At 73.4% G+C, this 19,672-nt stretch carries 21 protein-coding genes; 15 read left to right on the forward strand and 6 right to left on the reverse strand.

Features of this window, described 5'->3' with window-relative positions; genetic code table 11:
• Window positions 1-317: 317 nt before the first annotated feature.
• Entirely contained in the window at window positions 318-2,615 is a 2,298-nt protein-coding gene (locus AB0F81_RS42585) for a hypothetical protein (protein WP_360208128.1), read from the forward strand.
• A 153-nt stretch (window positions 2,616-2,768) separates the two neighbouring features.
• On the forward strand, window positions 2,769-3,323 hold the full coding sequence (locus AB0F81_RS42590) for a hypothetical protein (RefSeq protein WP_360208131.1): 555 nt from the start codon (window positions 2,769-2,771) through the stop codon (window positions 3,321-3,323).
• Here AB0F81_RS42590 and AB0F81_RS42595 read toward each other — a convergent pair.
• Window positions 3,295-3,573: a DUF1707 domain-containing protein gene (locus tag AB0F81_RS42595; RefSeq protein WP_360208134.1), complete on the reverse strand. Its 279-nt coding sequence runs from the start codon at window positions 3,571-3,573 to the stop codon at window positions 3,295-3,297. The two genes, AB0F81_RS42590 and AB0F81_RS42595, sit on opposite strands and share 29 nt — an antisense overlap.
• Before the next feature lie 81 nt (window positions 3,574-3,654).
• Between AB0F81_RS42595 and AB0F81_RS42600 the strand changes: the two genes are divergently transcribed.
• The 4 genes from AB0F81_RS42600 to AB0F81_RS42615 all read left to right on the forward strand — a co-directional run bounded on the left by AB0F81_RS42600 (window position 3,655) and on the right by AB0F81_RS42615 (window position 6,590).
• Window positions 3,655-4,482 carry a hypothetical protein gene (locus AB0F81_RS42600; protein WP_360208136.1) on the forward strand — a complete coding sequence of 276 codons (828 nt, stop codon included), beginning with the start codon at window positions 3,655-3,657 and terminating at the stop codon, window positions 4,480-4,482.
• 43 nt (window positions 4,483-4,525) lie between these two features.
• Window positions 4,526-5,167 (forward strand): bifunctional 4-hydroxy-2-oxoglutarate aldolase/2-dehydro-3-deoxy-phosphogluconate aldolase, encoded by a 642-nt coding sequence (locus tag AB0F81_RS42605; RefSeq protein ID WP_360208139.1) that lies wholly within the window; start codon window positions 4,526-4,528, stop codon window positions 5,165-5,167.
• Window positions 5,164-6,096 (forward strand): sugar kinase, encoded by a 933-nt coding sequence (locus AB0F81_RS42610; RefSeq protein WP_360208142.1) that lies wholly within the window; start codon window positions 5,164-5,166, stop codon window positions 6,094-6,096. The genes AB0F81_RS42605 and AB0F81_RS42610 overlap by 4 nt, the downstream gene beginning before the upstream one ends.
• Before the next feature lie 77 nt (window positions 6,097-6,173).
• A complete protein-coding gene (locus tag AB0F81_RS42615; protein ID WP_360208145.1) occupies window positions 6,174-6,590 on the forward strand; it encodes a PRC-barrel domain-containing protein in 417 nt (138 codons plus the stop codon).
• 26 nt (window positions 6,591-6,616) lie between these two features.
• On the opposite strand, the gene AB0F81_RS42620 is transcribed toward AB0F81_RS42615, so the two are convergent.
• Complete coding sequence (locus tag AB0F81_RS42620) at window positions 6,617-7,336, reverse strand: TioE family transcriptional regulator (protein WP_360208147.1); 720 nt, start codon at window positions 7,334-7,336, stop codon at window positions 6,617-6,619.
• Between the two features lie 83 nt (window positions 7,337-7,419).
• Between AB0F81_RS42620 and AB0F81_RS42625 the strand changes: the two genes are divergently transcribed.
• The 4 genes from AB0F81_RS42625 (at window position 7,420) to AB0F81_RS42640 (ending at window position 11,208) form a co-directional block, all read left to right on the forward strand.
• Window positions 7,420-8,982: a DUF6194 family protein gene (locus AB0F81_RS42625; RefSeq protein ID WP_360208149.1), complete on the forward strand. Its 1,563-nt coding sequence runs from the start codon at window positions 7,420-7,422 to the stop codon at window positions 8,980-8,982.
• A gap of 69 nt (window positions 8,983-9,051) precedes the next feature.
• The gene (locus tag AB0F81_RS42630) at window positions 9,052-9,636 is read left to right on the forward strand and encodes a cysteine hydrolase family protein (protein ID WP_360208152.1); all 585 of its coding nucleotides are present in this window, start codon (window positions 9,052-9,054) and stop codon (window positions 9,634-9,636) included.
• 7 nt (window positions 9,637-9,643) lie between these two features.
• Entirely contained in the window at window positions 9,644-10,528 is an 885-nt protein-coding gene (locus AB0F81_RS42635) for a DJ-1/PfpI family protein (RefSeq protein ID WP_360208154.1), read from the forward strand.
• Window positions 10,529-10,530: 2 nt separating this feature from the next.
• Window positions 10,531-11,208, forward strand: coding sequence for an HAD family hydrolase (locus AB0F81_RS42640; protein ID WP_360208157.1), 678 nt, complete (start codon window positions 10,531-10,533; stop codon window positions 11,206-11,208).
• Here AB0F81_RS42640 and AB0F81_RS42645 read toward each other — a convergent pair.
• From AB0F81_RS42645 to AB0F81_RS42655, 3 genes are read right to left on the reverse strand one after another with little or no spacing between them, the layout of a single operon-like run.
• On the reverse strand, window positions 11,199-11,987 hold the full coding sequence (locus AB0F81_RS42645) for a pectate lyase (protein WP_360208159.1): 789 nt from the start codon (window positions 11,985-11,987) through the stop codon (window positions 11,199-11,201). The genes AB0F81_RS42640 and AB0F81_RS42645 overlap by 10 nt on opposite strands.
• A gap of 58 nt (window positions 11,988-12,045) precedes the next feature.
• Window positions 12,046-12,594: a nucleotidyltransferase family protein gene (locus tag AB0F81_RS42650; RefSeq protein WP_360208162.1), complete on the reverse strand. Its 549-nt coding sequence runs from the start codon at window positions 12,592-12,594 to the stop codon at window positions 12,046-12,048.
• Window positions 12,591-14,000, reverse strand: coding sequence for a hypothetical protein (locus tag AB0F81_RS42655; protein ID WP_360208164.1), 1,410 nt, complete (start codon window positions 13,998-14,000; stop codon window positions 12,591-12,593). The genes AB0F81_RS42650 and AB0F81_RS42655 overlap by 4 nt, the downstream gene beginning before the upstream one ends.
• Before the next feature lie 132 nt (window positions 14,001-14,132).
• On the opposite strand from AB0F81_RS42655, the gene AB0F81_RS42660 reads away from it, so the two are divergent.
• From AB0F81_RS42660 to AB0F81_RS42680, 5 genes are read left to right on the forward strand one after another with little or no spacing between them, the layout of a single operon-like run.
• The gene (locus AB0F81_RS42660) at window positions 14,133-15,056 is read left to right on the forward strand and encodes a hypothetical protein (RefSeq protein WP_360208167.1); all 924 of its coding nucleotides are present in this window, start codon (window positions 14,133-14,135) and stop codon (window positions 15,054-15,056) included.
• Window positions 15,053-15,478 carry an ABA4-like family protein gene (locus tag AB0F81_RS42665; RefSeq protein WP_360208170.1) on the forward strand — a complete coding sequence of 142 codons (426 nt, stop codon included), beginning with the start codon at window positions 15,053-15,055 and terminating at the stop codon, window positions 15,476-15,478. The genes AB0F81_RS42660 and AB0F81_RS42665 overlap by 4 nt, the downstream gene beginning before the upstream one ends.
• A gap of 5 nt (window positions 15,479-15,483) precedes the next feature.
• Window positions 15,484-16,662, forward strand: a complete 1,179-nt coding sequence (locus tag AB0F81_RS42670; RefSeq protein WP_360208172.1) for a histidine kinase — start codon at window positions 15,484-15,486, stop codon at window positions 16,660-16,662.
• Window positions 16,659-17,291: a response regulator transcription factor gene (locus tag AB0F81_RS42675; protein WP_360208174.1), complete on the forward strand. Its 633-nt coding sequence runs from the start codon at window positions 16,659-16,661 to the stop codon at window positions 17,289-17,291. Before AB0F81_RS42670 ends, AB0F81_RS42675 begins: the two co-directional genes overlap by 4 nt.
• Before the next feature lie 50 nt (window positions 17,292-17,341).
• Window positions 17,342-19,006 (forward strand): S8 family peptidase, encoded by a 1,665-nt coding sequence (locus AB0F81_RS42680; protein ID WP_360208176.1) that lies wholly within the window; start codon window positions 17,342-17,344, stop codon window positions 19,004-19,006.
• On the opposite strand, the gene AB0F81_RS42685 is transcribed toward AB0F81_RS42680, so the two are convergent.
• Window positions 18,969-19,451 (reverse strand): NAD(P)H-dependent oxidoreductase, encoded by a 483-nt coding sequence (locus AB0F81_RS42685; protein WP_360208179.1) that lies wholly within the window; start codon window positions 19,449-19,451, stop codon window positions 18,969-18,971. The two genes, AB0F81_RS42680 and AB0F81_RS42685, sit on opposite strands and share 38 nt — an antisense overlap.
• Between the last annotated feature and the right edge of the window lie 221 nt (window positions 19,452-19,672).

Below are 19,672 nucleotides of genomic sequence, written 5' to 3' on the forward strand. Positions count from 1 at the left end.
CCACTGCCGGCCCGGTGCTGCCGCCGCCCGCCACTGCCGGCTCGGTGCTGCCGTCCGCTGCTGCCGGCTCGGCGCTCCTGTCCGCCGCCGATCAGCCACCGCCGGCGCCGGCTTCTGCGGCCGGCCGCGTGGTGCCTGCTCTCGCGGCGGGGAATGCCGGTGGAGACGCCGGGGCCGGCCCGGGTGACCACCGCATAAGCCCGGCGGGGGCCGGGCGGCCGGGAGTGGGCTCCCAGGTTGCTGCGGATCGACGGGACTTTTCGTCAGGCGTACCTCATCGGGGTTGGCCGGGGACTGCGGACAGTGAGCGGACCGGCGTGCCGTTGCGTTTCTCGTCCTTTCTCGGGCGTGAGGGTGAGCAGCGGGAACTGGCCGGGCTGCTGGCCGAGCCGGGGCTGGTCAGCGTGGTCGGGCCCGGCGGTGTGGGCAAGACCCGGCTGGTGGCGGAAACCGTGCGCGCGGTGCCGCGGGTGGCCTGGGTGGACGCCGCCGATGTGCGGGAGGCCGACTTCCTGGCGGCGGTGGCGGTCGGCGTGGGCGCGCGGGTCGCGCCGCACGACGTGCCGGTCGCGGTGATCGCCGCGGCGGCGGAGCGGTTCCCGGTCGTCGTCCTGGACAACTGCGAGCACGTGCTGAGCGCGGCCGCCGAGCTGGCGGAGGCGTTGCGGGGCGTGCGGGTCGTGGTGACCAGCCAGGAGAGCCTGCGGGTCGACGGGGAGCGGGTGCTGCGGCTCGGACCGTTGGGTGTGGAGGCGGGCCGGCGGCTGTTCTGCGAGCGGGCGCGGGTGCCGTCGACGCCGGCGGTCGGGGAGATCGTGGAACGGCTCGATCTGCTGCCGCTCGCCATCGAGCTCGCCGCCACGCAGGCGGCGTCGCTCGGCGTGACCGAGCTGCATGCCCGGCTGGACGACCGGCTCGACCTGCTGAGCCGCGGGATGCGCGGTGGTGACCCCCGGCATCGGACCCTGCGTGCGGTGGTCGAGTGGTCGTTCGGGCTGCTGGACCCGCCCTCCGGGCGGTTGCTGCGGCGGCTGGCGGTGTTCGCGGGCGGGTTCTCGGTGGCGGCGGCCGAGGAGGTGGCGGCCGACGAGATGCTGCCCCGGGCGCGCATCGCGGCGCTGCTCGCCGGCCTGGTGGACCGATCGTTGGTGGCGCGGCACGGGCCGGGGCGGTTCCGGTTGCTGGAGACCGTGCGGACCTATGCGACGGAGCTGGCGGCTGCCGAGGAGGCCGTCGAGGAGGCCGCGGTCGAGGAGCCGGTGGACGCCGGTGGTACCCGCTCGGCGCGCCGGCGTCGCGCCGGGCACCGGGCCCGCCATGCGGCGGGCCTGGGCCACGGCAGCGGGAACGCCGGACCGTCCGAGCGTCAGGGTGCCGGCGGCAGCGCCGGGTCCCTTGAGCGTGGGGATGTCGGCGGGGAAAGCGGGTCTTCTCGGCACGCGGGAGCGGGCGGCGACGGCGGGCACTTCGAGCGCGCGGCTTCGCGTGTCGGTGGGGCCGGCGTCGGCCGGCATGCGGTCGTGGCCGCGGGTGGCGATCGTGCGGCGACCGAGGCGCGGCATGCGGCGGCCATGGCCGCGGCGGCGGAGGAACTCGACCAGCGCATGCGGGGGCCGGACCAAGCCGCCGCCGTGCGGGAGATCGACGCGCTGCTGCCCGACCTGCGCCTGGCGTTCGCGCGGGGTTCGGCCGAGGTCCGGGTGCGGCTGGCCGCCGCGATGTATCGGTACGGCTATCACTGCCAGCAGTACGAGGTGCTGGCCTGGGGACGCTCGGCGATCGACGGGCCCGCGCATCCGGACGCGCTCGCGGCGGCTGCCACGTACGCCTGGGGGCGCGGCGACCTGGACGAGGCCCGGAAACTGGCGGGCGCCGCCGATCCGCCCGGCGCGCCCGCGCACGAGGTGCTCGGTGACGTGGCCTTGATCGCCTGCGAGGCCGAGGCGGCGATCGCGCACTACCGGGCCATGGGTGGTGAGCCCGTCGCGCGGGTCTCCGGGCTGGTCGGTGAGGCACTGGTGCGGGTCTGGTCGGGTCAGGCCGCCGAGGCAGCCGAGCTGGCCGGTGCCGCGATGGACCTGGCCGACGCCAGCGGGAATCCGAGCGCCCGGGCCGAGGCCCGGTACGGGCTGGGGGAAGCCCTGGCCGACACCGACCCGCCGCGGGCCCTGGCGCTGCTCGACGAGGCGGCGGAACTCGCCGGATCGGTCGACGACCGGCTCTTCCACGCGGCCGCCGGGACGGCCGCGGTGGCCGTGCGCAGCCGGCACGGGGATCCGGCGCCGGCGCTGGCCGCGTTCCGGGAGGTGCTCCGCCTGTGGCGGCGGGCCGGCAACGACACCCTGCACGCGACGGCCCTGCGCAACCTGATCGTGCTGCTGGTCCGGGTCGGCGCGGACGAGACCGCGGTGCTGCTCGACGCGGCCCTACCGCCGGCCGTGCTCTACCCGGCCGAGGCCGCCCGGCTGGACCGGGCCCGGGCCGCGGCCGCCGAACGGCTCGGCCCGCAGCGGGTGGCCGCCCTGCGCCGGCGCGGGGCGCTGCTGGCCGCGGCCCAGGTGACCGACGAAGCGGTCCACGCCATCGACGCGGCCCAGGCCCGCGCGCGAACCTGACCTGCCGCGCATGGCGCACAGGCGAACCGCTTGGCCGGGCGGGCATCGATGCGTGGCGAACGCGGGCGGAACCGGTCCGCCGGGCTACGGCGCGCCGCGCGGCCCGGGGTGTGGTTGACGACCGCCCGGGTGCCGGGTCGATACGGTGAACACGTGTCTCAGATCCCGTGGTGGGGACTGCCCCTGATCGCCGTCGTCTTCGCGCTGGCCGGGGCCGCCGTGGCGCTCCTCGTCACCGCCCGTAACGACAATCTGCTGAGCCGGCGACGCCGCACCCGGCAGTGGTACGAGGAACGCAAAGCCGCCTATGTGCAGCTGCTGGCGGCGTTCGAGCGGGCCACCCAGCGGCTGCGGGCCGCGTACGAGGCGGGGGAGCGCACGCCGAGCACGCTGACCTATCTGGACGAGGTGAGCCCGGCCCTGATGCCGGTGCGCCTGCTCGCCTCGGGGCCGGTGCGCAGCGCCGCGCTGGCCGTGCACCTGCAGTTGGAGCGGCTGCACAGCGAGATGAACCCGGCCGGGGTGGTCGGCGTCCAGCCGCAGACCCACTTCCGGGAGCTGCTCGCTCAGGTGCCGCTGGTCATGCAGCAGTTCGAGGTCGCGATCCGGGAGGAGCTGGGCATCCGGGACACCCCGCCGGACGTGATCGAGTCTCCGAACGGGATGGTGCGCGGTCTGCTCAGCGCGCGAGTCCCAGGACGACGGTGAAGAGCACCAGCACGAGCGCCGCGGCGAGGAACGCCCAGAGCAGGTGACGGCTCTCCTCCCGGGGTTTCTCCTGGGCCGGTAGGTCGGCCGTCACCGCGGCCAGTTCGCCGTGGGTTCGGCAGGCCAGCACGCGGTCGACGCGTTCGGCGTACTCGTCGAGGGAGAGCCTCCCGGCTGCTGTGTGCTGTTCCAGCATGGCGACGATACGGTACCGTTCCGCATCGGAGGCCCTGAGCGTCGGATCTGTCACGGCGTCAGGGTAGCCTCCGCGGCCTTTCCCCCCACCACCTCGGGAGACATGATGGCGAACCCCAGTGGGAACAGCCTCCTCGTGATCGAGCGCTTGTTGCGCGATCGCGACGGCATCTGGCGCCAGATAATCGAGGAGCGAGACCTCAAGCAGCTCACCGGGCAGATGCTGGTCAGCTCGGCCCTCAGCCTGGCGCTCTACGGAGCGGTCCTCGGCGCGTCGAACGGCCTGCTCCAGGCGGCCTCGTCGTTCGTCAAGCTGCCGCTGCTGTTCCTCGCCACGCTCGTCATCTGCCTGCCCACGCTCTACCTGTTCAACCTGGTCTTCGGCGCGAAGCTCTCGGTGCTCCAGGCGCTCACCCTGATCATGGTGTCGATCACCGTGACCGCGGTGCTGACCCTGGCGTTCGCGCCGATCAGCCTGTTCTTCCTGATCACCGCCCAGAGCTACTCGTTCTTCAAGCTGCTGAACGTGGCGATCCTGATCCTCACCGCGCTGGTCGGTCTGCGCTTCCTCACCGCGGGCATGGCCGCGTTCAACGAGCACCAGCTGAGGGTGGCCACGCAGGCGAAGGCCCTGCCCGTTCCGATGGTCGAGCTGCCGGCGGCGGAGACGGCCACCGCGCCGAAGGAGAACGGGGCCGTCCTCACCGCCCCGGCCCCGGCGCCGGTGAAGCGACTCTCCGACGTCGGCGCCCGCCCGGCCGAGCTGCCCGCCGGCGAGCGCCCGGCCAGCATGACGCTGCTCTACATCTGGATCCTGCTCTTCGGTTTCGTCGGCACCCAGCTCGCCTGGACGCTGCGCCCGTTCTTCGGCAGCCCGGGTAAGCCGTTCCAGCTGTTCCGCACGATCGGCGGCACGTTCTACGCGGACGTGCTCAACACGATCGGAAAGCTGCTCGGCGGGTAAACGGGGACTCGCTGCAAACGGTTGCATCCGGCAGGATCGAAGGGTGACCGATCTACACGCACCCCTCGATCCTGTCTCGGCCGCCATCGTCGACAGCGGCCTGCTCGCCATCCTCCGTGCCCCGACCTCCGACGGTTTCGCCGCGGTGGCCGATGTGCTGGTCGCCGCCGGCATCACCGCCCTGGAGGTCACGCTGACCTCGCAGGGCGCGATCGAGGCGATCGCGGGCCTGCGCCGCCAGCTGCCCGACTCGGTGGTGATCGGCGCGGGCACCGTGCTCACCCCCGACGAGGCCAAGGCCGCTGTCGACGCGGGCGCCACCTTCCTGGTGTCGCCGGTCGGCGGCACCTTCGACGGCATCCAGGTGCCGCACTATCCGGGCGCGTTCACGCCGAGCGAGGTCTATGCCGCGCACCTCGCCGGCGCCCCGCTGGTGAAGCTCTTCCCGGCCGGCGGCCTCGGCCCCGGTTACCTCAAGGACCTGCACGGCCCGCTGCCCGGCGTGCGGATCCTGCCGACCGGCGGGGTCGGCCTCGACGACATCTCCAAGTGGATCGCCGCGGGCGCGGCCGCGGTCGGCCTCGGCGGTCCGCTGGTCGGCGACGCCGCCACCGGCGGAAGTCTCACCGCCCTCGCGACCCGGGCCCGGCACGCGGCCGACGCGGTTGCCTTCGCACGCTCATGAGCGGCCCAGGGATCCTCACCTTCGGTGAGTCGATGGGCATCTTCGCCGCCGACGGCATCGGCACGCTGGAGAGCGCCCGCGGTTTCACCCTCGGCGTCGCCGGCGCGGAGAGCAACGTCGCCATCGGTGTGGCGCGCCTCGGCGGCGACGCCACCTGGCTGGGCCGGATCGGCCCGGACGCCACCGGCGCGCTCATCGCTTCCCGGTTGCGCTCCTTCGGGGTACGAACGATCGCGATCCCCGACGACGCGTTCACCGGCTTGATGATCCGGTTCCAGCGCTCGGCCCAGTTCATCCACGCCGACTATCACCGTGCCGGCAGCGCCGGTTCCCGGCTGACCCCGGCGGACGTGCCGGTGGCCGAGATCGAGGCGGCCGGGATCGTGCACGTCACCGGCATCACCCCGGCGCTGAGCGACACCGCCCGCGCCGCGGTCTTCAGCGCGGTCGACACCGCCCGCGCGGCCGGGGTGCCGGTGTCGGTGGACGTCAACTACCGCAGCAAGCTGTGGTCCCGGTTCGACGCCGCCCCGGTGCTGCGTGACCTGGTGAGCCGCGCCGACGTGGTCTTCGCCGGCCCGGACGAGGCAGCGATCTTCGTGGACTCCCCGGACCCGGCCGAGGGCCTGGCGAAACTCGGCCCGGCCGAGGTGATCGTCAAGGACGGGGCGCGCGGTTGCGTGGCGCTGATCGGCGGGGCGCGGTTCCAGGTGCCCGCCCTCCCGGTGACCGCGATCGACCCGGTCGGCGCCGGCGATGCCTTCGTGGCCGGTTATCTGGCCGACCGCCAGGCCGGCGCGGATGCCGAGCAGCGGCTGCGGACGGCGATCGCGGCCGGCGCGTTCGCGGTGACCGTGCCCGGCGACTGCGAGGGCCTGCCCACCCGGGCGGATCTGGCCGCGCTCTCCGGCGGTGACATCCACCGGTGAGGGCCTGCCGGTTTCGGGCCGGAGAGGGGCGGGTACGGCATGGGCAACGGCAGATTCATCGATTTGAGGAGGCCGTGATGCAACCTACGCCGTTCACCCCGTGGTCCTGGCGTGACCCGTCGAGCCTGGCCGGCACCTACGACCCGGCTGCCGCGGACAGCGTCGAAGAGGGCGGGCGAACCGGCGTGGACCTGGTCGGTTACAAGGTCGAGGCGACCGATGGTCACATCGGCTCGATCGACCGGGCCAGCTACGACGTCGGTAGCGCGTTCCTGGTGGTCGACACCGGACCGTGGATCTTCGGACGGAAGGTTCTCCTGCCGGCCGGCACGGTGCAGACCGTCGACCACTCGGAGCGGAAGGTGTACGTGGACCGTACGAAGGAGCAGATCAAGAACTCTCCGGAGTACGACAAGGACACCTTCGAGACGCCGGAGTACCGCGAACAGGTCGGGGACTACTACACCGGTAGTTACCGCGACTACCCTCGCTGATCCCCATCGGACCGCCGCCCCGCCCGTCAACCCCCGCGGGCGGGGCGGCGTACGTCTTCCCTCAGTTCCAGGTAGTCGGCGAGGCGGGCCGAGCCGGTCAGCATGGCCCGCCCGCGGGCGGTGAGCCGGTCCTGCCAGCCGGCCAGGGAGGCGGCCAGCGGTTCCGCCCCGCCGGCGTTGCGCACCTGGTCGAGGACCGCGGCGATGTGGTCGAGCCGGTATCCGCCGCGGCGCAGCAGGTGTGCCAGCTCGGCGTCGCGGACGTCGTCGGGGGAGTAGACCCGGTGGTGCGTGTGCCGGTCCCGGACCGGGACGAGAATCCCGGCACGTTCCCATTTGCGCAGTGTGGCCGGGGTGACGGCGAGCCGGTGGGCGACCGCCCCGACCGGGAGCGGCCGGTCGCCGGGCGGCGCCGGTGGGGCGCCGGCCAGGACGGTGGCCGCGGACGCGACGGTTGCCAGGGTCTCCCGGTCCCGCTGTAGCTGGACGTGTGCCGCGTCGACGGCCGCGAACGCCGACTCCAGGTCGTCGCGGTCGACCGCCCGCATCACCACGCCGGCCGTGCGGTACCCGTACCCCTGAACCAGCGGAAGATAGGCGCTGAGCGCGCCCACATGCAGGTCGGTGTAGACCCGGTAGCCGCTCGCGGTGCGCCGGGCGGCCGGGATCACGCCGTCGCGCTCGTAGTTGCGCACCGCCTGGGCGGACAGGCCGTGCCGCCGGGCCAGATCGACTGGCCGGTGCACTCCGTTTTGAGCCTTCAGCGTCTCGCTCCCCTGGTGTTCGAGGTCGAACTCTCAACAGCAGGTTCAACGATACGGTGAAGGTCATGGCTGTTGAATCCGAGCTGCGCGCCCTCATCCGATCGCGAGCCCCGCGACTGCTCGCCCTGGGCGAGCCCACCCACCTCGAACCCGCCTTCCCCCGCCTGCGCAACGAGATCCTCGACGTCCTGATCGAGCTCGGCTTCCGGTCCGTCGTGCTGGAGTCGGACCGGGTCGCCGGCCTGGCGGTGGACGACTTCGTGCGCGGCCGGCGGGACACCGTCGACCTGGCGTCCGGGTTGAGTCACGGCCTCGGCCACCTGACCGGCAACCGCGACCTCGTCGCCCGATTGCGCACCCACAACGAGAAGGTGCCGGAGGCCGATCAGGTTTCCTTCCACGGCTTCGACGCCCCACTGGAGATGATGTCGGCGGCGAGCCCTGCCCGCTACCTGCGGAACCTCTGCGACTACCTGGGCGAGCCGGCGTCCGACGTGGACCGGCTGGCCGGCGACGAGGGTCGCTGGAGCGACCCGGCCGCCCAGCTCGACCCGGCGCGATCGATCGGCCGGTCACCCGAGGCAGCCGCGCTGCGGGTCCGGACCGACGATCTCCTGACCCTCCTGTACGCCCAAGCGCCCCGCCTCATCGAACGCACCTCGGTGGCGGACTGGCACCGGGCCAGGGTGAACGGCATCGCGGCCCTCGGGCTGCTCCGCCACCACGCGGTGGCCGCCGACCCGGCCCCGGCGGCCGAGCGCACCTCGCGGATGCTCGCCGTCCGCGACGCCCTGATGGCGCAGAACCTGCTCGACATCCTGGAACAGGAGCACGACCGCGGGCCCACGCTGGTCTTCGCGCACAACCGCCACCTGCAGGCGCACCCGAGCCGGTGGAAGCTGGCCGGGATGGACCTGGAGTGGTTCAGCGCCGGCGCGACGGTCGCGGCCGTGCTCGGCTCCGGTTACGTGTTCGTCGCCGGGAGCCTCGGGGCGAGCCCGTCGCTCGGCCTGGCCGATCCGGAGCCCGGCTCGTTCGAGGCGTCGCTCTCCGGCACCGGCTGGTTCACGCCGGCGGCTGTGCGGGGCCGCCCGCGCGTGACCGCCGAGCCGCAGTACTTCCCGCTGGACCCGGAAACGATCGAGAGGAGTGACGCGATCATGCACGTCAGCGCCGGTGACGATCCGGTGGCCGAGACGGCCGCCCGGATCCTGAGCCTGCCCGGGGTCAGCGAGCACGTGATCGAACCCGGCTCCGGGATGCCCGACTACACCTGGGGCGACCGGTTCTTCTTCGCCGGTGCGGACCGCAAGCGACCGTTCGCCACGATCGTCCGGCACGACGTCCCGGACTTCGACACCAGTTCCCAGCTGGACCGGCCCGGTGTCTACCGGCTCAACATCGAGCTCGGGCGTGCCGAGTTCCGCCGCGCCTTCGGTTTCGGGCCGGAGGAGTTCGCCGAGCATCGCGACGAGATCGACTTCACCGTGGCGGACCGGCTCGTCCCGCACCCCGCCTACGCGGTGCAGGGCTGGGGCAGCGTGGTCAACCCCGGACCGGCGACGGCCGCCGAGGTGGAGCGGCTCCTCGAGTACGCCCGGTCCCGCTCCGCGGCTCGCCAGCGCTGACCGGATCGTTCCGGGCCGGGGCGTGATGGTGCCTTATCCGCGGCCGGGTGGCGGCGTTGAATTCCCGGTATGACCAACGCTCTCGTCGTGATCGACGTCCAGGAATCGTTCCGCGCCCGGCCGCTCTGGGCGGCCGTGAACAACCCCGAGGTGGTGCGCAACGTCGGCCGGCTGGTGGAGGCCGCGCGGGCCGCCGGCGAGCCGGTGATCTGGGTGGTCCACGCCGAGCCGGGCACCGGCGGCGTCTTCGACCCGGAGAGCGGCCACGTCCGGGTGGTGGACGAGCTGAAGCCGGCGCCGGACGAGCCGGTGCTGGTCAAGACCGTGCACAACGCGTTCACCGGCACCGACCTGCAGCACCGGCTCACCGTCGCGGGGATCCGCTCGCTGACGCTCTGCGGCCTGCGCACCGAGCAGTGCGTGGAGACCACCACCCGGGTCGCCTCCGACCTCGGTTACGCGGTCACCTTCGTCACCGACGCCACCGCGACGTTCCCGATCCCGCACCGGGACGCCCCGCAGGACCCGACCGTGGCCGAGTTGCTGGCCGACCCGCGTACGCTCTCCGCCGAGGACGTGGTGACCCGGACCGAGTACGCGCTCGCCGGCCGCTTCGCCACCGTCCGTACCGTCGCGGAGCTTGTCGGGGTGTGACCGGATCGTGAGCCAGGTGGTCTTCGTGCTGACGCCACAGGTGCACCTGCTGGACCTGGCCGGCCCGGCGCAGGTGTTCTCCAGCGCGCCCGGTTACCACCTGCGCTACGTGGCCGAGGCGTCCCCGGTGCCCACCTGGCAGGGCGTGGGATTGCAGGCCGACCTGGACTGGCCGGCGCTCACCCCCGGCGACCTGGTGCTGGTGCCGGGCTGGCGGGACGGGCACGGCTACTTCGCCCCGGAGACGCTGGAGCGGATCGCCGCGCACCACGCGGCCGGCGGCACGGTCGCCAGCGTCTGCGCCGGTGCGGACGCGCTCGGCCGGGCCGGGCTGCTCGACGGGCGGCGCTGCACCACCCACCACGACCTGCAGGACCGGCTGGCCCGGCGGCACCCGGCGGCCACCGTGGTCCGCGACGTGCTCTACGTCGTCGACGACCGGGTGGTCACCTCGGCCGGCATCGCCAGCGGCATCGACCTGGCGCTGCACCTGGTGGCGCTGCGGCACGGCCCGGCCGTCGCCGCCCGGGTGGCCCGCGAGATGGTGGTCTACGCCCGGCGCAACGGCGACGAGCGGCAGCACAGCGCGATGCTGCGGCACCGCGCGCACCTCAGCGACGTGGTGCACCGGGTGCAGGACCGGATCGACGCCGCGTTCGCCGAGCCGCTGCGCCTCGCCGACCTGGCCGCCGGCGCCGGGGTGAGCGAGCGGACCCTGACCCGGCTGTTCACCGCCGCCACCGGCCGCACCCCGCTGCGCTACCAGCAGGTGCTGCGGGTGGAGCGGGCCGAGTACCTGATCGGGCACGGGTCCACGATGGAGGCCGCCGCGCGAGCCGTCGGCTTCGGGGACGCACGCATGTTGCGCCGGCTGCGCGCCCGTACCCTCTGATCATGATCTTGCGTGGGGTGCTCTTCGACCTGGACGGCACGCTCGGCGACCATGACGCGTCGGTGGCGGCCGCGCTGGCGGCCTGGCTGCCGGCGCTGGGGGCGCGCTACGACGCGGAAGTGCACGCGCTCTGGGACGAGATCGCCGAGCGGCACCTCGTCGCCTGGCGGCGACGAGAGATCGACTTCCGCGAGCAGCGTCGCCGCCGGCTCCGCGACTTCCTGCCCACGATCGGGATCGGGTACGACGACGAGCACCTCGACGCGATCTTCGACGGCTTCCTGACCGAGTACGAGGCCTCGTATCGCGCCTTCGACGACGCCGCGCACGCGCTGGAGCTGGTGGCCGCCGCCGGTCTGCGGTGTGCCGTGCTCACCAACGGCGGCGCGGCCCAGCAGCGCGGCAAACTGGCCCGGATGAAGCTGGCCGGGTTCGATCTGGTGTGCACACCCGAGGAGTTGGGTGTGGCCAAACCGAACCCGGCCGCTTTCCTGCGTGCCTGCGCCAGCTGGGGGATAGCACCCGGGGAAGTGCTCAGCGTCGGCGACAGGCATGAATTCGACGTGCTGGCGGCGCGGGCCGCCGGACTGTCAGCGGTGCACCTGGACCGGCAGGGGAGCGGTCCGCACGACGAATCACAGCGGATCGGGTCCTTGCGGGACCTCGCCGGTTACTTGTAGGTCAGGTTGGCGCTGGTGTACTTGCAGTGGGTGCCGTCCGGCCCGCTGCCGGTCTTCTTGGGCTCCGCGCCGGTCTTGTTGCCGGTGAACCGGTCGCAGATCGAGATCTTCTTCTTGCTGTCGCCGACGATGGTGACGCCGGAGAAGGTGGCCGTGTCGCCGAAGTTGGTGTTGATGCCGACCAGGCTCTTGCCCGGGGCGGTGGCGGTCACGTTCTTCACCACGACGGTCCGCTTGTACTGCGTCTTGCAGTTGCCGCAGGAGCGGTAGAGCTTGCCGAAGCCGCTGACCTGGAAGCCGCTGATGGTGAGGGTGCCGCCGCCGTTGTGCTGGAACACCTTGTCGTCGGCCGACTTGGCGCCGCCCCCGCTGACCGTGTACTTGGCGCTGGAGCCGCCCTTGAAGGTGGCCGCGTCCTCACCGACGTTCTCCCACCACACGTTGGCGATCGTGCACGTGCCGAGGCAGTGCACGCCGTCGGCGGCCGGCGAGCCGATGATCACGTTCTTCAGGGTGGCGCCGTCGGCCAGCACGAAGAGCGGGTCCTGGCCCTCGTCCTGCGACTCGCTGCCCAGCGCGCCGCTGCCGTAGTAGCGCTTCAGGCCGCCGTCGAGGGTGCCGGACACCGGCTTGCTGGCGGTCAGTTTCACCGAACCGGTGGCGGACGGGAAGGACGCCGCCGAGGCGCCCTGGGTGTAGACCACCGCGCCGAGACCCAGGCCGACCGCGGCGAGCGCCACTACACCGGCACGCCACCGCTTCCGCAGATTGTTGAACATGCCCAGGAGTGGCGTCCCGGCAGCAAAAGGTTGCCTGTAATTTTGCGTGACTACGAGATCACGGAGTGTCCATGTCGTAGTCGTCGGCCACGTCACCGACCGGAACCGTCCGGACCTCGTGCGAGCGCAGGTAATCGCGGGCGCCGCGATCGCCGGTCGCGGTCCGGGCCACCCCGGCCCAGTGGTCGCGGCCGAGCAGCACCGGGTGGCCGCGCCGCTCGCCGTAACCGCCCATCACCAGGGCGTCCGGTGCGGAGTGGCCGATCACCCGGCGGACCGCCTCGGGGGTCACGCCGGGCATGTCGACCAGCAGGATCAGGGCCGCGGTCGCCGGGGTGCCGGTGAGGGCGGCCAGGCCGGCCCGCAGCGAGGAGGCCATGCCGGTGGCCCAGTCCGGGTTGACCACCGTCTCCGGCAGATCGGGCGCGGCCGCGCGTACCTCGTCGGCCGCGGCGCCGAGGACCACCACGATCCGGGTGCAGCCCGCCGCCCGCAGGGTGTCGGCGGCGTGCTGCACCAGCAGCCGGTCCCCGTGCCGGACCAGGGCTTTCGGCATCCCGTAACGGCGGCCGGCGCCGGCCGCCAGCACCACACCCGCGGTGCTCATCCGGGCAGGAAGCCCCGGACGGCGGCGAGCGGCAGCGCGGTCCGCGGGTGATAGGCCACCCGCCACAGGCCACCGTGCGCGGCCGCGATCGTCTCGTCCTCCCAGGCGGCCGGGCGTGCGGTCCGGGGCTTGCGGATCTGGTGCACCAGCAGGGTCGCCATCAGCTTGCTCGCGGTCGCCGGTTCGAAGATCTCCACGTCGAAGAGGTGGGCGCCGGCGTACGCGGCCGCGAGCAGCCGGTTGCTGACCACCGAGCGGGTCCGGGTGGGCGGCGCCACCGCGAAGCTCACCACCCCGTCCCGGCGGGCGACGGTGGCCCGCCACCGGTGGATCCGCTTCGCCAGGGCGTAGTTCGGGCCCTGCTGCGGAACCAGGCTGTCGTTGATGCCGGGCGCCACGTCGCACGGATAGTTCGGGCGCAGCATCCGGTGCCGCGAGACGGCGCCGGCCACCCGGGCGAGCCGGGACCGGTCCTGATAGCGGGCACGGCCCTGCGCGACCGCCTCGGCCGGTACGGCGTACACGTCGGTGGGGGTGGCGAGCACGGCCAGCGCGGTGTCGTGCCGCTGCTCCCGCAGGTGGGTGCCGAGCGCGTCCACGGCCGCGGCGAGTTTCGGATAGGCGGCGCCCGGCGCGTACCCGTAGTTGCCGAGGATCAGCCGGCCGTCGAAGCCGAGCAGCCACTGCGCCACCGCGCCGAGGTCGCTGAGCAGGTCGGCGCCGGGCGTCCCGTCGCCGGCCACCGGGGCCAGCAGCCGTCCGGCGCTGCCCGACGCGGCGGTGCTGATCCGGTCCCACAGCTGCGGACGGGGCAGGTCGACCGCGAGAACCGTGCCGCCCCAGCCGAGCACCGCGGCGACCGGGCCCATCTCCGCGCCGGCGCCCAGCGCGACCAGGTGCTGGTCGCTCAGGTCCAGCCAGTCCGGGTTGGCGGCGACCTCGCGGACCGCCTCGGCGCAGGTCGGCTCGACGACGCCGGCCGCGACCCAGGCGTCGAGCCGACGGTGCAGCTTGTCGCCGCGCAGCAGCTCGCCACGGTAGGGCAGGACCAGCTCCCGTTCCGGCTCGGCGGATCCGGTCACCTCGACCGTGCCGAGCGGCTTGTCCGGCGCTGCCAGCAGGGCCTGGGCCAGCGAGAACTCGCCGTCATCGCGGCGGTACCGCATCCGGGCGTGCACGGAGGCCAGGCCGGCCTCGGCGATCTCGTAGCCGGCCGCCCCGTCCGCGGCGAGACCCACCTCCACCAGAGCCCGGAAGTGGCGCAGATAGTTCCGCCGCCAGTCCGGTTCCTGCTCGGCGGCCGCGGCGGCGGGGGGATCGACGTGGCGGAGGGCGTCGGCGACGACGGCCCGGCCGAAGGCGCTGCTGCTGCGCCGTCCGGAGTCGTCCGCGGGAAAGTCAGTCATGCCGGGGGTGTGATGCTGCACGGCGTCAGTATTAACCCCTCCTACCAGGGGAGGAGAAGGGCTCCGACCACCGGCCGCCGATACGGCCGCCGGTCGGGCGATCCGGGCGGCCGTGACCACGACCCTGAGGTCATGACCGCCATCGATTCCACCACCGAGCGGAACTCGCCCGCGCTGCGCAGTCCGGTCCGCTGGAACCGCCCGCTGCTCTGGCTCACCGTGGCCTGCGCGGGGCTGGCCCTGGTCTCCGCCGTCGGCGTCTTCGCCGACGGCCGGATCCTGACCGGGGTGCCGATCTGGCTGAAGCCCTTCAAGTTCGGCGTCTCGTTCGCCGTCTACGCCTGGACGCTGGCCTGGATGCTGGCGATCCTGCCGCGCCGCAGCCGCCCGGCCGAGTGGGCCGGCGTGATCATCGTCGGGGTGACCGTTCTCGAACTCGCGATCATCGTGATCCAGGTGATCCGGGGGACGACCAGCCACTACAACGTCGCCACGCCGTTCGACGCGGCGCTCTGGTCGGCCATGGGCACCTCGATCATGGTGCTCTTCTTCGCCCAGGTGGTGATCGGCGTGGCCGCGCTGCGCCAGCGGATCGCCAACCGGCCGGCCGCCTACGCGATCCGGCTCGGGCTGGCGATCTCACTGCTCGGCATGGGTCTCGCCTTCCTGATGACCTCGCAGGAGACGGCCGGCGGCACGATCGGCGCGCACTCGGTCGGGGTCGCGGACGGCGGGCCGTCGATGCCGATCACCGGGTGGAGCACCACCGGTGGGGATCTGCGGATCAGCCACTTCGTCGGGTTGCACGCCCTGCAGGCCCTGCCGCTGCTGGCCTACGCCCTCGGGCGGTGGACCGGCCGGCCGGAGCGGGTGCGGGCACGACTGCTGCTGGTGGCGGGCGGCGCGTACACCGTACTCGTGCTGTTGTTGACCTGGCAGGCGCTGCGCGGGCAGCCGCTGTTGAAGCCGGATGCCCTGACAATGGCCGCGTTCGCCGGCCTGGTGGCGGTGACCGCCGCGGCGGTCACCGCGGCGGTCAGAAGGAGAGTGTCGTGACCGAGATCCTGTTCCAGCTGACGTTCCTGCTGGCCGCGCCGTTCTGGGCGCTGATGATCCTGCTGCCGAAATGGTCCTGGACCACCCGCGTCGTCTCGTCCCCGCTGATCGTCCTGCCGATCGTGGTGATCTACGCGCTGCTGATCATCCCGGCCTTCGGCGAGGTCTGGCCGGCGGTGACCAACCCGACGCTCGGCGGGATCCGCCGGCTTCTCGGCAGCGCGGACGGGGCAGCGGCCGGCTGGGCACACATGATCGCTTTCGACCTCTTCGTCGGCCGCTGGTCCTATCTGGACAGCCGGGAGCGGGGCGTGCCGGCGCTGGTGATGGCCCCGATACTGCTGCTCACCATTCTGCTCGGACCGCTCGGCCTGGCCGCCTACCTGGCGGTGCGCCCGCGGTGGCCGCAGCGCCTAGGCTGAGCGGCATGACCTGGGCGGGCCGTCTCTTCAACGTGCGGGAGACGTTCCCGCGGATGCTGCTGCTCGACGTCAGCGGCCTGGCCTACCTGCTGGTCACCTGCCGGACCGATCAGCCGCCGACCGGGCCGCAGTGGGTGCTCGCGGTCCTCGGTTTCACCGCCGGACTGCTGCTGCACCGATGGCGGGTGTGGAACCTACTGGTGCAGACCGCCCTCTTCGCGGTGGCGATGGTCATCCTGACCGACACCACGATCAACAAGGTGGGTGCCGGATGGGCGCTCGGCGAGCTGGCCTTCTGGGCGCCGCGCTACGCCTACGTCTGGGCCGGCACCGCCTTCGTCGCCGTGGTCTACCTGGCCTTCGCGGTGCCGCAGTCGTCGGACGGGCTCCTGGAGGAACTGGTCGGGCTGGCCACCAGCCTCGGCCTGCCGGTGCTGATCGGCACGGTCGGGCGGACCACCCGGGAGCTGGGCGTGCAGGCCGCCCGCCGGGCCGAGGAGGAGCAGCGGCGCCGCGAGTCCGAGCACCGGGCGGCGCGCGCCGACGAGCGCAGCGCGATCGCCCGCGAGCTGCACGACGTGGTCGCCCACCACATCGCGTCGATGGTGCTGCGCGTCGGCGTGGCCCAGCACGTGCTGCCCGGGCTGGAACCGAAGGTGGCCGAGGTCTTCGACGACGTGCACCGCACCGGCACCGCCGCCCTGGCCGACCTGCGCCGGCTGGTCGCCGTCCTGCGCGACCCCGACGGTGTGCGCAGCGACGCCTCGCTCACCGCGATCGACCCGTCCGCGCTGCCCGCCGCGCTGGACGGCGCGGTGGAGATCGCCCGCCGGGCGGGCGTGATCGTGGAGGCCGAGATCGACCCGGCGGTGGGCGGTCTGGACGCGGTTCGCGGCCTGGCCGTGCTCCGCCTGACCCAGGAGGCATTGACCAACGTGGCGAAACACGCGGGCGCTTCGGCCCGGGCCCGGCTGCGGGTGACCGTCGACGGTTCCGACGTCTCCTGGGAGGTGGCGGACGACGGCGGTTCCGTCGCCGCGGGCACCCGGGCCGCGCCGCCGGGCGGCGGGCACGGGCTGACCGGGATGCGCGAGCGGGTCGAGGTGCTCGGCGGCGTGCTGGCCGCCGGACCGTCCGGCAGCGGCTGGCGGGTGGGCACGATGCTGCCGGGAGAGCCCGCGTGATCCGGGTCCTGCTCGTCGACGACCAGCAGCTGATCCGGGCCGGCCTGCGGATGCTCTGCGACGCCGAACCCGGCATGGAGGTGGTCGGCGAGGCCGGTGACGGGCGGGTCGCGGTCGAGCTGGCCGCCCGGCTGGCGCCCGACGTCATCGTGATGGACCTGCGCATGCCCGGCGTCGACGGGATCACCGCGACCAGCCGGATCGTCGCGGCCCGCCCGGCCGCCCGGGTGCTGGTGCTCACCACGTTCGGCGACGACGACCATCTCTACCCGGCGTTGCAAGCCGGCGCCTGCGGTTTCCTGCTCAAGGACGCGCCACCGGCGGAGCTGCTGAGCGGCATCCGGCAGGCCGCGTCCGGGGAGAGCCCGTTCAGCCAGGAGGTCCTGCGCCGGCTGGTGCGCCGCGCGGTGGACGCGCGGCCGGCCACGGCCCCGCGCGGGCCGGCCAACCTGACCGCACGCGAGCAGGAGGTCCTCGACCTGGTCGGTGAGGGTCTGAGCAACACCGAGATCGCCGAGCGGATGCACATCGGGGTGACCACGGTGAAGACCCACATCACCGCGTTGATGAGCAAGACCGGCAGCCCCAACCGGGTGCGCCTGGCGCTGCTCGCCCATCACGCCGGCTAGCACCCGGGACATCTCTCAACCCGGGAGGGCCACGACCGATCACGCGGGGCATGCGTAAGACCCTCGGCGCCGTCCTGACCGCGGCGGTTGCCGCCTCCACGGCCCTCCTGGCCCCCGCGGCGCTGGCCGCCCCGGTCACCGATCGCTACATCGTCACGATGAAGCACCGGTCGGCCGGCGTCTCGGCGCAGAGCATCGGCGCCGGCCGGGTGCTGCGCACCTTCGGCCGCTTTCCCGGCTTCGCCGCCGAGCTGACCGCGGCGCAGGCCCAGCGGCTCGCCGCCGACCCGGCGGTGCGCCATGTCGAGAGAGACCGTGTCGTACGCCTGAGCGCCACCCAGCGCAAACCCACCTGGGGGCTGGACCGGCTGGACCAGCGCGGCCGGACGCTGTCGAAGTCCTACCTGCCGTCCGCGGACGGGGACAACGTGCACGCCTACGTGATCGACACCGGGATCCGGGCCGGTCACCAGCAGTTCGGCGGCCGGGCGTCGTACGGCTACGACTTCGTCGGCAACGACCGGCGGGCCGACGACTGCAACGGGCACGGCACGCACGTGGCCGGCACGATCGGCGGCAGCACGTACGGCGTCGCCAAGAAGGTCAAGCTGGTGGCCGTGCGCGTGCTCGACTGCCGGGGCGAGGGCACCCTCTCCGACGTCATCGAGGGGATCGACTGGGTCACCGCTCACGCCGTGCACCCGGCGGTGGCGAACATGAGCCTGGGCGGCGGTTACAGCCCGGCGCTCGACTTCGCGGTGCAGGAGGCCATCGCCGTGGGCATCACCTTCGTGGTGGCCGCCGGCAACGAGAACGTCCCGGCGGCGCTGGACAGCCCGGCCGGTGTGCCGGAGGCGATCACCGTGGCCGCCACCGACGCCAAGGACCGGCGGGCGGTGTTCTCCAACTACGGCAGCGCGGTCGACATCTTCGCGCCGGGCGTCAACATCGTCTCGGCGGTGGCGAGCAGCAACACCGCGCGGGGCGCCTACAGCGGCACGTCGATGGCGGCGCCGCACGTCGCGGGGGCCGCGGCGCTGCTGCTGGACGCGGCGCCCGGGCTGACGCCGGCTCAGGTGCGGGCCAAGCTGGTCGGCTACAGCACGAAGGGGCGGGTCACCCGCCGGGCCGGGTCGCCGGACCGGCTGCTCTACGTCCCGCCGCCGCCGAAGGCGCCGGCGATCACGACGTCGCGGGCCGGCACGGCCACGGTGCTGCGGCCGTACGAGTTCCGGATGGGGCGGACCACCACGAACCGGGGAACCTGGCAGGTCGCCGGGGGCACGCTGCCGCCGGGGCTGAGCCTGACCTCGACCGGCTATCTGCGGGGCACGCCCACGCAGCCGGGCAGCTACCGGCTGACGGTCCGGTTCACCGACTACGTGCCGCAGGCGGCCACCCGTACCGTGGTGATCCCGGTCCAGGCGACCGCGCCGGTGATCGCGACGGCGACGCTGCCGGCGATGACCGCCGGCGCCGCCTACCAGGCCCGGCTGGCGGTGACCGACTCCCGCGCGGGGACCTGGTCGCTGGACTCGGGTGTGCTGCCCACCGGCCTGACGCTGTCCGCCGCCGGGGTGCTGAGCGGGGTGCCGACCGTGGAGGCGGGCGCCGCGTTCACCTTCACGGCCCGGTTCACCGACGTGTGGCGCGGGACGGTGACCAGGACCTTCACCCTCACCAGTCCAGAGCAGCCGCGTACTTCTGCGCGATGACCGCCGACTCGCCGAGATCCGCCTCGACCACCGCAAGGCCGGGGCGGACCGCGATGGCGCCCAGCTCGACCAACAGCTGCCGGAGCAGGGCCTCGGCGGCGGCCGCCTGCGGCGCCACGCCGGCCGTCACCACCGGGACCGCGAGCTTGCCGGCCAGAGCCTGGGCCGGCAGCCGGTCCAGCAGGACCTTCAGCACACCGGTGTAGCTGCCCTTGTACGTCGGCGTCGCGACGACCAGCAGGTTCGCCTCGGTGATCGCGGCCACCGCGGCCCGGGTCGCCTCGTCGTCCGGGGTGAGCAGGCCGGCGCCCAGGTCACCGACCTCGATCACGGTCGGCGCGGGCGACCCGAGCCGGTCGGCGACGGCCCCGCCCACCGCGATCGCCAGCGCCGAGGTGCGCGACCCGGCGCGCGGGTTCCCGGACACCACCACGATTCCCGTCATTTCGTTGCCTCCGTCGTCGTTCCGGTATGAGACGCGCGTCTCGCCGCCCGGCGTCTAGCCTACTTAGCAGATAGGAAATGTATCCTTAGGGGGCGCCGCCCGCAATCGGTCGCGCTCACCGTCGAAGGAGTTTCAATGACCATGTCAAGCCGCGTTCGCGGTGATCGGCGGTGAGGGGTGGAACTCACGGCCGTCGCGCAGCAGTGCCCAGATGACGTCGA

It is taken from the genome of Actinoplanes sp. NPDC024001, from assembly GCF_040638955.1.
GTDB lineage: Bacteria > Actinomycetota > Actinomycetes > Mycobacteriales > Micromonosporaceae > Actinoplanes.